The 12,265-nt window shown below is 59.9% G+C and carries 14 protein-coding genes; 11 read left to right on the top strand and 3 right to left on the bottom strand.

Annotation, left to right across the window (positions count from 1 at the left end; translation table 11 throughout):
• Positions 1 to 5 precede the first annotated feature (5 nt).
• The 5 genes from QK293_RS20115 (at position 6) to QK293_RS20095 (ending at position 5,198) form a co-directional block, all read left to right on the top strand.
• Entirely contained in the window at positions 6 to 764 is a 759-nt protein-coding gene (locus tag QK293_RS20115) for a methyltransferase domain-containing protein (RefSeq protein ID WP_282380240.1), read from the top strand.
• A 92-nt stretch (positions 765 to 856) separates the two neighbouring features.
• Positions 857 to 1,309: a ribonuclease HI gene (rnhA, locus tag QK293_RS20110; RefSeq protein ID WP_008152099.1), complete on the top strand. Its 453-nt coding sequence runs from the start codon at positions 857 to 859 to the stop codon at positions 1,307 to 1,309.
• Between the two features lie 118 nt (positions 1,310 to 1,427).
• On the top strand, positions 1,428 to 2,186 hold the full coding sequence (dnaQ, locus tag QK293_RS20105; RefSeq protein ID WP_282380235.1) for a DNA polymerase III subunit epsilon: 759 nt from the start codon (positions 1,428 to 1,430) through the stop codon (positions 2,184 to 2,186).
• 127 nt (positions 2,187 to 2,313) lie between these two features.
• Positions 2,314 to 4,569 carry an Orn/Lys/Arg decarboxylase N-terminal domain-containing protein gene (locus tag QK293_RS20100; protein WP_282380233.1) on the top strand — a complete coding sequence of 752 codons (2,256 nt, stop codon included), beginning with the start codon at positions 2,314 to 2,316 and terminating at the stop codon, positions 4,567 to 4,569.
• Between the two features lie 14 nt (positions 4,570 to 4,583).
• On the top strand, positions 4,584 to 5,198 hold the full coding sequence (locus QK293_RS20095) for a GNAT family N-acetyltransferase (RefSeq protein WP_282380231.1): 615 nt from the start codon (positions 4,584 to 4,586) through the stop codon (positions 5,196 to 5,198).
• Here QK293_RS20095 and QK293_RS20090 read toward each other — a convergent pair.
• Positions 5,164 to 6,057, bottom strand: a complete 894-nt coding sequence (locus QK293_RS20090; RefSeq protein ID WP_282380229.1) for a LysR family transcriptional regulator — start codon at positions 6,055 to 6,057, stop codon at positions 5,164 to 5,166. The genes QK293_RS20095 and QK293_RS20090 overlap by 35 nt on opposite strands.
• 88 nt (positions 6,058 to 6,145) lie before the next feature.
• On the bottom strand, positions 6,146 to 6,406 hold the full coding sequence (locus QK293_RS20085) for a hypothetical protein (RefSeq protein WP_282380227.1): 261 nt from the start codon (positions 6,404 to 6,406) through the stop codon (positions 6,146 to 6,148).
• Positions 6,407 to 6,581: 175 nt separating this feature from the next.
• Here QK293_RS20085 and QK293_RS20080 point away from each other — a divergent pair, with 175 nt between their 5' ends.
• Positions 6,582 to 7,142, top strand: coding sequence for an NADPH-dependent FMN reductase (locus QK293_RS20080; RefSeq protein WP_282380224.1), 561 nt, complete (start codon positions 6,582 to 6,584; stop codon positions 7,140 to 7,142).
• Positions 7,143 to 7,356: 214 nt separating this feature from the next.
• On the opposite strand, the gene QK293_RS20075 is transcribed toward QK293_RS20080, so the two are convergent.
• A complete protein-coding gene (locus tag QK293_RS20075) occupies positions 7,357 to 8,307 on the bottom strand; it encodes a DUF1853 family protein (protein WP_282380221.1) in 951 nt (316 codons plus the stop codon).
• Positions 8,308 to 8,414: 107 nt separating this feature from the next.
• Here QK293_RS20075 and QK293_RS20070 point away from each other — a divergent pair, with 107 nt between their 5' ends.
• Genes QK293_RS20070 through QK293_RS20050 form a run of 5 tightly spaced genes read left to right on the top strand, consistent with a single transcriptional unit; the run spans position 8,415 to position 12,264 of the window.
• Positions 8,415 to 9,305: an NAD(+) kinase gene (locus QK293_RS20070; RefSeq protein ID WP_010459816.1), complete on the top strand. Its 891-nt coding sequence runs from the start codon at positions 8,415 to 8,417 to the stop codon at positions 9,303 to 9,305.
• The gene (locus tag QK293_RS20065; RefSeq protein ID WP_282380210.1) at positions 9,305 to 10,276 is read left to right on the top strand and encodes a metallophosphoesterase; all 972 of its coding nucleotides are present in this window, start codon (positions 9,305 to 9,307) and stop codon (positions 10,274 to 10,276) included. The genes QK293_RS20070 and QK293_RS20065 overlap by 1 nt, the downstream gene beginning before the upstream one ends.
• Complete coding sequence (locus tag QK293_RS20060) at positions 10,273 to 11,142, top strand: rhomboid family intramembrane serine protease (protein WP_282380208.1); 870 nt, start codon at positions 10,273 to 10,275, stop codon at positions 11,140 to 11,142. Before QK293_RS20065 ends, QK293_RS20060 begins: the two co-directional genes overlap by 4 nt.
• Before the next feature lie 34 nt (positions 11,143 to 11,176).
• On the top strand, positions 11,177 to 11,437 hold the full coding sequence (locus QK293_RS20055) for a DUF1315 family protein (protein ID WP_282380206.1): 261 nt from the start codon (positions 11,177 to 11,179) through the stop codon (positions 11,435 to 11,437).
• Positions 11,434 to 12,264, top strand: a complete 831-nt coding sequence (locus tag QK293_RS20050) for a DUF2797 domain-containing protein (RefSeq protein WP_282380204.1) — start codon at positions 11,434 to 11,436, stop codon at positions 12,262 to 12,264. The genes QK293_RS20055 and QK293_RS20050 overlap by 4 nt, the downstream gene beginning before the upstream one ends.
• Position 12,265 lies beyond the last annotated feature (1 nt).

Here is a 12,265-nt window from a genome sequence, read left to right as displayed (position 1 = left end):
ATGCAATGACCGATAAAGCGTTCGCTCAGGCTGATCCTGAGTGGCTGACATTGATCAGCGCGGCCCGTGAATGGCTGTCCGGCCCCATTGGGCAATTTCTGCTGGACGAAGAACGTCGCATGCTCGAAGACGAGTTGGGACGCTTCTTTGGCGGTTACCTGGTGCATTACGGCCCGTCGGCCCAGACACCGCCGTCGGCGCCGCAAGTCCAGCGCAATGTGCGGCTCGGTGCGCCGTTGCCGGGTGTCGAGATCGTCTGCGAAGAGCAGGCGTGGCCTTTGAGCGAGCATGCCGCCGACGTGGTGGTGTTGCAGCATGGGCTGGATTTCTGCCTGTCGCCCCACGGTTTGCTGCGTGAAGCGGCGAGTAGCGTGCGGCCCGGCGGGCATCTGCTGATCGTCGGGATCAATCCCTGGAGCAGCTGGGGTTTGCGACACGTTTTTGCTCACGACGCCTTGCGCAAGGCTCGCTGCATCTCCCCGTCGCGGGTCGGCGACTGGCTCAATCTGCTGGGTTTCGCGCTGGAGAAACGCCGCTTCGGGTGCTATCGTCCGCCGCTTGCGTCACCCGCCTGGCAGGCTCGTCTGGCCGGTTGGGAGCGCAAGGCCGGTGACTGGCAACTGTCGGGTGGCGGCTTCTATTTATTGGTGGCGCGCAAGATCGTGGTGGGCCTGCGGCCCGTCCGTCAGGAGCGGCGCGAACCGATGGGCAAGCTGATTCCATTGCCGATGGCCAAGGTCAATCGTCGCCGCCTCGATCCGTAATACATTTTTTACTTTCCCGGCCGGGTTCGCCCCGGCCTCGGGCATCGTCGATCACTGATCGGCGAGCCGCCGCATTTTCTGGATAGATTGGCATGAGCGATAGCGTAGAACTCTTCACCGACGGCGCCTGTAAAGGCAATCCTGGCCCAGGCGGCTGGGGCGCTTTGCTGGTGTGCAAGGGCATTGAAAAAGAACTGTGGGGCGGCGAAGCCAACACCACCAACAACCGCATGGAGCTGATGGGCGCGATCCGCGGCCTGGAAGAACTCAAGCGCTCATGCGACGTACTGCTCGTGACTGACTCGCAATATGTGATGAAAGGCATCAACGAGTGGATGGACAACTGGAAGAAGCGCGGCTGGAAAACGGCGGCGAAAGAACCGGTGAAAAATGCTGATTTGTGGAAGCTGCTCGATGAGCAGGTCAACCGCCACAACGTCACCTGGAAATGGGTGCGTGGCCACATCGGCCATCACGGCAACGAACGGGCCGACCAATTGGCCAACCGCGGCGTGGATGAAGTGCGCGGTTACAAGCAGGCTTGATCCCTGTGGGAGCCGAGCTTGCTCGCGATGAACGATGACGCGGTGCACCTGAAAGACCCCAGCGAGCGTGTTAACATCGCCGCTTTTGCACGATTGACCCGTTGAGAGCTGAGCACTGATGGCCACCAGATCCGTTGTACTCGATACCGAAACCACCGGCATGCCGGTGACCGACGGCCACCGGATTATCGAAATCGGCTGTGTCGAGTTGATCGGTCGGCGCCTGACGGGCCGGCATTTCCACGTTTACCTGCAACCAGACCGCGAGAGTGATGAAGGCGCCATTGGCGTCCACGGCATCACCAACGAATTTTTGGTGGGCAAGCCGCGCTTTACTGAAGTGGCCGATGAGTTCTTTGAATTCATCAAGGGCGCGCAGCTGATCATTCATAACGCGGCGTTCGACGTTGGTTTCATCAACAACGAATTCGCCTTGATGGGCCAGCACGACCGTGCGGATATCACGCAGCACTGCTCGATCCTCGACACCCTGATGATGGCCCGGGGACGTCACCCGGGGCAGCGCAACAGTCTCGACGCCTTGTGCAAACGTTATGGCGTCGACAACTCCGGTCGTGAACTGCACGGCGCCTTGCTCGACTCCGAGATCCTCGCCGACGTTTACCTGACCATGACGGGCGGCCAGACCAGCCTGTCCCTGGCCGGTAATGCCTCCGATGGCAATGGTTCCGGTGAAGGGGCAGATAACTCGGCCACCGAAATCCGCCGTCTGCCGGTCGATCGTCAACCGACGCGAATTATTCGCGCCAGCGAAGATGACCTGGCCCAACACGTGGCACGCCTGGAAGCCATCGCCAAATCCGCCGGCGCCCCATCGCTCTGGCAGCAACTGGCCGAGGCCAAGGCTCAGGCCTGAGTTGCTGGCCACATGATGGTGCATCCGTTGACCCACATCAGGGCATCGCGCTCGCCACAAGCGCTTGAACCCTCTACCCTGAGGTGATTGGCGGACCACGGTCTGCCGCCTCAGGATGCTGAGCCCCATGTATAAAGATCTGAAATTCCCGGTCCTGATCGTCCATCGCGACATCAAGGCCGACACCGTCGCCGGTGACCGCGTGCGTGGCATCGCCCGGGAACTGGAACAGGAAGGCTTCAGCATTGTCTCGGCGGTGGATTACACCGAAGGGCGCTTGGTCGCCTCGACCCATCACGGTCTTTCCTGCATGTTGATTGCGGCCGAAGACGCCAGCACACACTCTCATCTATTACACAACATGGCCGAGCTGATCGGCCTGGCGCGGGTTCGTGCGCCTGACTTGCCGATCTTCGCCCTTGGTGAGCAAGTGACGCTGGAAAATGCACCTGCCGACGCGATGGCGGAGCTCAATCAGCTGCGCGGCATCCTTTATCTGTTCGAAGACACCGTGCCATTCCTGGCCCGTCAGGTGGCCCGAGCCGCGCGCAAATACCTGGATGGTCTGCTGCCGCCGTTTTTCAAAGCGCTGGTGCAGCACACTGCCGACTCCAATTATTCCTGGCACACACCCGGCCATGGCGGCGGCGTGGCGTACCACAAGAGCCCGGTGGGTCAGGCGTTTCACCAGTTCTTCGGGGAGAATACCCTGCGTTCGGACTTGTCGGTGTCGGTGCCGGAACTCGGTTCTTTGCTCGATCACACCGGTCCGCTGGCAGAAGCGGAGGCCCGTGCTGCCCGCAACTTCGGTGCCGATCACACGTTCTTCGTGATCAATGGCACCTCGACCGCCAACAAAATCGTCTGGCATTCGATGGTCGCTCGCGATGACTTGGTGCTGGTGGACCGCAACTGCCACAAGTCGGTGCTGCACTCGATCATTATGACCGGCGCCATCCCGCTGTACCTCTGCCCGGAGCGCAATGAGCTGGGGATCATCGGCCCGATTCCGTTGAGCGAATTCAGCCGCGAATCGATTCAGGCCAAAATCGACGCCAGCCCGCTGACCAAGGGCCGGGCGCCCAAGGTCAAGTTGGCGGTGGTGACCAATTCGACGTACGACGGCCTCTGCTACAACGCTGAGCTGATCAAGCAGCAGCTGGGCAACAGCGTCGAGGTCTTGCACTTTGATGAAGCCTGGTACGCCTACGCGGCGTTTCACGAATTCTTCGCCGGACGTTATGGCATGGGCACTTCCCGCAGTGAAGACGGCCCGCTGGTGTTCACCACCCATTCCACCCACAAACTGCTGGCGGCGTTCAGCCAGGCGTCGATGATTCACGTGCAGGACGGCGGCGCGCGGCAACTGGATCGGGATCGCTTCAATGAAGCGTTCATGATGCACATCTCCACTTCGCCGCAGTACAGCATCATCGCTTCGCTGGACGTGGCTTCGGCCATGATGGAAGGGCCGGCCGGGCGTTCGCTGTTGCAGGAAATGTTCGACGAAGCGCTGAGTTTCCGTCGGGCGCTGGCCAATCTGCGCCAGCATATCGCCGCTGACGATTGGTGGTTTTCCATCTGGCAGCCGCCGTCGGTGGAAGGCATCGACCGGGTTGTCACGCAAGACTGGCTGCTGCAACCCGACGCCGACTGGCACGGCTTTGGCGGCGTGACCGACGACTACGTGCTACTCGATCCGATCAAGGTCACTTTGGTGATGCCGGGCCTGACGGCCGGCGGCGCACTTAGCGAGCGTGGGATTCCGGCGGCGGTGGTCAGCAAATTCCTTTGGGAGCGTGGGCTGGTCGTTGAAAAGACCGGGCTGTATTCATTCCTGGTGCTGTTCTCCATGGGCATCACCAAGGGTAAGTGGAGCACCTTGCTGACCGAGTTGCTGGAATTCAAGCGCAGCTACGATGCCAACGTCAGCCTCGCGACGTGCCTGCCGTGCGTGGCGCAAGAGAATATCGCACGCTATCGGGGCATGGGTTTGCGCGATCTGTGCGATCAATTGCACGCTTGCTACCGCAGTAATGCCACGGCCAAACACCTCAAGCGCATGTACACGGTGCTGCCGGAAATCGCCATGAAGCCCTCTGACGCCTATGATCAATTGGTGCGTGGCGAGGTTGAAGCGGTGTCGATCGATGCTCTGGATGGGCGGATCGCCGCGGTGATGCTGGTGCCGTACCCGCCGGGGATCCCGTTGATCATGCCCGGCGAGCGTTTTACCGAGTCGACACGCTCGATCATCGATTACCTGGCATTCGCCCGCACGTTCGATAGCAGTTTCCCGGGGTTTGTCGCTGATGTGCACGGTTTGCAACACGAAGACGAGGGCAATGGACGGCATTACACCGTCGATTGCATCAAGGAATGAGGACCTTTCCCAGTATGCAACCACTCATGAATCCGAAATATCCAGGGCTGTCGGTGCGCGTTGCCGACGACGGCTTCGCCGCTTACATCTGGGGCAGTGATTTCAGTTTTGAAGTCGTGGCCTACGGCGCAGCCGAAATTGGCAAGCCGGTTGAGCAGTGGGTCGTGACACCGATCACGCCCTATCGCAAGTGCTACGGCATCGATCCTGAAGAGTTCAGCAGTTTCCGCGATGCTGCTGACAGCGCGATTTTCATGGCTTATCTCGATGATGAACCGGTGGGTCACCTGGTGGTCAGCACCAACTGGAACGGCTTTGCCCATATCGACGAGTTGGCGGTGCATGCGCCGGCGCGGCGCCATGGTGTGGCCAAGGCGTTGCTGGATGTGGCGCAGTTCTGGAGCCGCAAAAAAAAGCTGCCGGGCATCATGCTCGAAACCCAGAACAACAATTTGGATGCCTGTCGGCTTTATGAGCGCTGCGGTTATATGATCGGCGGGATCGATCATCTGCGTTATCGCGGGATCGATCCGAACACCGCCGAAGTGGCGCTGTTCTGGTATCGATTGTTCGATAACCCTCTGGAAACCTTGCCTAGCTCGCCAGCATCGCCACGGCTTGTTCCGTGATGATGCCGAGTAAGGCCTGAACCGTCGGTGATGGCTTGCCGCTCTTGAGGGTCAAGGCATACAGGCTGATCGGCACGGCAGGCGCCAGCGGGCAGACATCCAGCCCGGCCGATTTGGCCCCGAGGGCGGTGAAAGGGTCGACGATGGCCAGGCCTTCACCGGCCTCGACCATGCTGCGCATCATCTGGTGAGTCTGTACGCGGGTCTGAATGACCGGGGCAGGGCGCAGGGCATGCAGTTTGTTCTCCAGCGCCGGACTCAGCGGATCATGGCCCTCCAGGCCAACCATCGATTGGCCCGCCAAGTCCTGCAGCGAGATGTACTTTTGTTTGGGTTGCAACCAACCGTGAGGTGCCAGCAGCTGAAGTTTGCCTTGGGCAATCACCTGACAATGAATGTCGGCGTGATCGGGATCATGCAGGCTCAGGCCCAGATCGCTTTCGCGCAGCAGCAGGCTTCTGACGATCTCGCGGGTGGGTTGGCTAAGGAGGGTGCAAGGCGCATCAGGGAGACGTCGGCGCAGGGCGGCAATGCTCTGGGGCAATAACTGCTGTGCCAAGGGCGGCGTGCAAATGATCCGCAAGGGCGGAGCCTGATATTGCTTGAGACTGTTGGCCAGGCGCTGGACCGGCTCGAGCGCTTCATAGACGTGGGCGATCTGAACTTGCAACTCCCGCGCCTCGCGCGTGGCCTGCAGGCGTCCACGCACGCTGGAAAACAGCATGAAACCCAACTGATCCTCGGCGTCGCGAAGAATGCCTTCGACTTCGGCCACAGGCAGCTGTAGCCATTCGGCCGCGGTGCCCAGGTGACCGGTTTGCAGGAGCGCCTGGATCACTTCGATATGACGTAAACGCATGCTTGAAGTCCATGTTCAGCAGGTGAGGGAGTCAGTGGCTGAATCCTAACTCAAGTGCGCGCATATGACTTCTGCTCATAACACGGGGTTATGAGACGACGGTGGTTTCCGGCAAACTTCCGACATGGGTATCGGGTTCGCGAACGATGGTGACGTCCGATTGCACCAGCAGAAACTGGTTGTCATCGAGCTTTTTGACGCGATCGCCAATGGCCAGCTTATAAGTGGTGACAGGCACCGAGCCAGTGAGGCCGTCTGCCGACGGGGTGGATTCCTGGAACTCATGTACGGAATAGACACGGCCTTCTGCGTCTCTTGCATGGAACTGACCGACGAGTACTGCTGCCATCTGCTTAGAACCTCTGGAGATAAATCACTCAATATGCGGCTCTGTAGACCGTGGTTGGGCGAGGTAAGTTTTCCTACAGGAAAAAAATAGTCAGGGGCGGCGTTTTCGGTCGCCCACTGGTTGAATCGTCATCTATAACTACAAGCTCTTTCCATCGGACAGTCGAGAATCTTCCATGAGCAACGTCTATACGATCGCCGTACTGGTCGGCAGCTTGAGAAAGGAATCGATCAATCGCAAGGTGGCGCTGGCCCTGGCCGACCTGGCGCCTGCCAATCTCAAGCTTACTATCGTCGAAATCGGCGATCTGCCGCTCTACAACGAAGACATCGATGGCGCTTCACCGCCGGCAGCCTACAGCACTTTCCGACAACACGTGAGTTCATCCGACGCAGTGCTGTTCGTGACCCCCGAATACAATCGTTCGGTACCTGCACCACTGAAGAATGCGATCGACGTTGGATCGCGCCCTTATGGCAAGAGTGCCTGGAGCGGTAAGCCTGGGGCGGTAATCAGTGCTTCACCGGGCGCTGTCGGCGGTTTTGGTGCCAACCATCACCTGCGCCAGTCCATGGTGTTTCTGGATGTGCCGTGCATGCAGCAACCGGAAGCTTACTTGAACGGTGCCGGCTCGGCATTCGACGAAGCGGGCAAGCTGTCCGAGTCGGTCAAACCGTTCTTGCAGAACTTCATCAATGCTTACGGCAAGTGGGTCGAGCAACACAAGAAGCAATGACGCTCATTTAGCCACGAAGCCGGCCACAGATCATCGACTCGATCTCCAGCAGGTATTGTGGGTGACGTTGGCGGCTTTGGCTTTGCGGTTATCTTCTTGAACCGCTTCGGCCCTATCGCGAGCAAGCTCGCTCCCACAGGGATCTTCGCCAAAAGGAGATCCAGTGTGAGAGCGGGCTTGCTCGCGAAGCGGCCAGCCCAGACGCTACAAAAACTCAGCCACTGCCAGGAACGTTAGGCCAAAGATCCGCCACCAGAAACAGCCGCTCGGCTTCTTCCCAATCGCCCGTGGCGTTTTCTGTGAGTCGCACCAGCAACTGCGCAGGGGCCAGTGGCTCCAGATCGCTGAGCCAGGCATTCAGTTGCTCAGTGTTCCAGGTCTGCTCCACCGGATAGTGCGCCGGTGCCAGCCAGGCATGGCGGGGCAGGGGTTGCCAGCGACCGAATGGACGCTGCACGACAAAGTCTGCCCAGTCCTTCTGATGCAGCCAGCTACCGCGCAAATGTTGTGGATGTGCGCCGTTCGGTGGCTCGGACGGTCCCGGCCACGGATACAGCAAATAGCCCCCCAGCCACAAATGCGCACTGAACTGCTGGATATCCAGCGCCGCCAATACTTCGAGGCTCTCCGGGCGCGCCGAAATCGGCAATTGATGCTGAGTCAGATGTGCCAGTTTGCGGTCCAGTCGATCGTGGCAGCCGGGGCCGAGCCACTGCGCCGTGTCGTGTCCGTCGCCATTTTGCGGGCCAAGGTAAAGTTTGATCGCCAGTTCCAGATGATGCACGCCGTCGCGATCGCGCAGCAGCATGTCCAGCTCGCCCAACGTGTGGCCTTCGCGGCGGATCGGCATGTTGGCGGCAATCAGATCGATACCCGGCGCGTGCCGCACGGCGTATTGCCAGAGGCGTTCGTAGTACACGCCCAATCGCCGGGTTCTGGCCTGCGCTAGCCAGTGCAGCAAGTCATAACTGTCGCGATCGAGTTGCCGCAGCCAGAGTTCCAGTCGCTCCGGTGCCTGCACCCAGTCGCTTCCAGCCAGCGGATGACGTTGCGGCCACGGGGTTTCGCCGAGCATCGGCGGCGCGAGGATGACCCACGCCAGGTCGCGCACTTCGGGGTGGCGCAACTGGTGGGGTAACTGCAGCAAATCTGGAAATAGGATCATCTTGCGAGCATAGCCCTAAACATGAGTACATCCTTGTGGCTGAAAGGATTTTGTCTATCCTGCGCTTTCGCCCATAATCGTGTTTTTCGCCGCCGCGCAGGAACCCCATGGAGCAATTTCGCAATATCGGCATCATCGGTCGCCTGGGCAGTTCTCAGGTGCTGGATACTGTCCGCCGACTGAAACGGTTTCTGCTCGATCGTCACCTGCACGTGATCCTCGAAGACACCATCGCCGAAGTGCTGCCGGGTCATGGCTTGCAAACCTCGTCGCGCAAGATGCTCGGCGAAGTGTGTGACATGGTGATTGTGGTCGGTGGTGACGGCAGCCTGTTGGGCGCCGCCCGCGCGCTGGCCCGCCACAATATTCCGGTGCTCGGGATCAACCGTGGCAGCCTGGGCTTCCTGACCGATATTCGCCCCGATGAACTGGAAGTCAAAGTCGCCGAAGTGCTCGACGGCCATTATTTGGTCGAGAACCGCTTTCTGCTGCAAGCCGAAGTCCGCCGCCACGCCGAGGCTATCGGTCAGGGCGATGCGCTTAACGATGTGGTGCTGCACCCCGGCAAATCGACGCGGATGATCGAGTTCGAGTTGTACATCGACGGCCAGTTCGTCTGCAGCCAGAAGGCCGACGGCCTGATCGTCGCCACGCCCACCGGTTCGACGGCCTACGCGCTGTCGGCGGGCGGGCCGATCATGCATCCCAAGCTCGACGCTATTGTGATTGTGCCGATGTACCCCCATACCTTGTCGGGTAGGCCGATCGTGGTCGATGGCAACAGTGAGCTGAAAATCGTCGTGTCCAAAGATATGCAGATCTACCCGCAAGTCTCCTGTGACGGGCAGAACCACTTCACCTGCGCGCCGGGTGACACCATCACTATCAGCAAGAAAGCCCAGAAGCTGCGGCTGATTCACCCCCTCGACCACAACTATTATGAAGTCTGCCGGACCAAGCTCGGCTGGGGCAGTCGGTTGGGTGGTGGAGGCGATTGATGCTCGATCCCGCGCGTAGCTACGACCTGATCGGTGACGTGCACGGTTGCGCTCTGACCCTTGAGCATTTGCTCGACCGGCTCGGTTATAAAAAACACGGTGGCGTCTGGCGGCACCCGTCGCGTATGGCGGTGTTCGTCGGCGACATCATCGACCGCGGTCCGCGGATTCGCGAAGCGCTGCACATTGTTCACGACATGGTCGAAGCCGGCCAGGCGCTGTGCATCATGGGTAACCATGAATTCAACGCCCTCGGCTGGAGCACGCCGGCGCTTCCGGGTAGCGCCAAGCAGTTCGTACGTGAGCACACCCCGCGCCATGCCCGCTTGCTGAACGAAACACTGACCCAGTTCGAAGACCATCCGGCTGACTGGCATGACTTCCTGCAATGGTTCTATGAGATGCCATTGTTCGTCGATGCCGGGCGTTTCCGGGTGGTGCATGCCTGCTGGGACTCGGGACTGATCGAACCGCTGCGAGCACTGTTCCCCAACGGTTGCGTCGACGAGCACTTCCTCCAGGCCTCCGCGGTGCCGGGCAGTTTCGCCTGCACCGTATTCGACCGCTTGCTGCGCGGTACCGACATGCGCTTGCCTGATGGTCTGACCATGACCAGCGGCGATGGCCTGACGCGTTCGTTTTTCCGCACCAAATTCTGGGAAGACGACCCGCAAACCTACGGAGACATTGTGTTCCAGCCCGACGCCTTGCCCGAACCTGTGGCCCAGACGCCGCTGTCGTCTACCGAAAAAAACACCTTGCTGCGCTATGGCGTCGATGAGCCACTGTTGTTCGTTGGCCATTACTGGCGCAGTGGCAAACCGGTGCCGATCCGGCCGAACCTGGCGTGTCTGGATTACAGCGCCGTGCTCTACGGCAAACTGGTCGCTTACCGTCTGGACCAGGAAACCCGGCTCGACCCGCACAAGTTTGTCTGGGTCGATGTCGAGCGGCCGGAGGTGCTGCGATGAGTGCTGTTGCCGTTTTACGTCTGCCGCTGGCGGCGGACTTGAGCGGGTTCGTCAAACTGTTGCAGCGCATGCAGGTGCCGCATCGGGTCAGCGAAGAGGCGGGTGAGCAGGTGCTGTGGGTGCCGGCCAACATAAGCGAAGACGTGCGCTCGTTGTACGAACGCTTCCCGGCCGGTGATCCCGATCAACAGCTGGACATTCCGGTGGCGAAAACCATCAAGCGCCCAAGTTTCGTCGAGCAACTGCGCCAGGCCAAGGCGACAGCGTTGGTGTTGCTGCTGAGCCTGCTCGTCGGCGCGGTGACGCTGCTGGGCGAAAACCTCGACACGATGCGCTGGCTGACCTTCCTCGATTTTCGCATTGTCGGCGAATACATCCACTTTGTGCCATTGGCCGACAGCCTGGCGTCGGGGCAGTGGTGGCGTCTGGTGACGCCGATGCTGATTCACTTCGGCATCCTGCACCTGGCCATGAACGGCATGTGGTACTGGGAACTGGGACGACGCATCGAGTCGCGTCAGGGCAGCATCAACCTGATCGGCCTGACCTTGCTCTTCAGTCTGGTTTCCAACTACGCCCAGTATTATTTCAGCGGTCCGACCTTGTTCGGCGGGTTGTCCGGCGTGCTGTATGGCTTGCTCGGGCATTGCTGGATTTTCCAGCTCTTGTCGCCGAACCAGGCTTATCGCCTGCCGCGCGGTGTGCTGGTGATGATGCTGGTGTGGCTGCTGCTGTGCCTGTCCGGGCTGGTCTCGATGATCGGCTTCGGTGAAATTGCCAATGCGGCCCACGTCGGCGGGTTGCTCGTCGGATGCTTGACCGGTTTGTTGGGTGGTTTGTACAACCGCCGTAAACTGGCCGCCTAAATTAGTTATGTGAATAAAGAGCGCGGAGCCCTTAATGTCCTCTTTTAACGAAATGATCCAAAACATCACCCCCGATATCTACCAGCGCCTGAAACTGGCGGTGGAAATCGGTAAATGGTCCGACGGTGGCAAACTCACCGCCGAACAACGCGAGCTGTCGCTGCAAGCGATGATCGCCTGGGAAATCCAGAACCTGCCCGAAGACCAGCGCACCGGTTACATGGGCGTGCAGGAGTGCGGCTCCAAGTCGATCACCGTGCCGAACATCCTGTTCAAGTCGGATGCCGTCCATTGATCGAGATTGGCCGCGGTGCAATCAGCAAAATGTCGGCGCGCCTTGACGGGCCGAACGTGCAGTACGCGTTTCGTCTGGATGACGTCGAGGTCCCGGTCAATCCATTGATCGGCACCACGGTGCGTCTGGAATACCTGGGGGCGATTCACTGCTCGCATTGTGGACGCAAGACCAAAACCAGTTTCAGCCAGGGTTATTGCTACCCGTGCATGACCAAACTGGCCCAGTGCGACCTCTGCATCATGAGCCCGGAGCGCTGCCACTATGAGGCTGGCACCTGCCGAGAGCCGGAGTGGGGCGAGAAGTTCTGCATGACCGATCACATCGTGTATCTGTCCAACTCGTCGGGGGTGAAGGTCGGGATTACCCGCGCCACCCAGCTACCAACCCGCTGGATCGATCAGGGCGCCCGTCAGGCGTTACCGATCATGCGCGTTTCGACCCGCCAGCAATCGGGCTTCGTCGAAGACCTGTTCCGCAGCCAGGTGGCGGACAAGACCAACTGGCGTGCTTTACTCAAGGGCGATGCAGTGTCGGTGAATCTGGCCGAGGTTCGCGATCAACTGTTCGACAGCTGCGCCGAGGGTTTACAAGGTTTGCAGGAACGATTTGGCCTACAGGCAATCCAGACTATTGCCGATGTAGAAACGCTCGAGATCCGCTATCCGATCGAGCAATACCCGGCGAAGATAGTCAGCTTCAACCTGGACAAGAACCCGATTGCCGAAGGCACGCTGCTGGGGATCAAGGGCCAGTACCTGATCTTCGACACCGGCGTGATCAATATTCGCAAATACACGGCCTATCAGCTCGCCGTGCATCAGTAAG

This window comes from Pseudomonas sp. AL03 (genome assembly GCF_029960815.1).
Lineage (GTDB): Bacteria > Pseudomonadota > Gammaproteobacteria > Pseudomonadales > Pseudomonadaceae > Aquipseudomonas.
The sequence above is the reverse complement of the archived record's forward strand: the minus strand, read 5'-3'. Positions and strand labels throughout refer to the sequence as shown.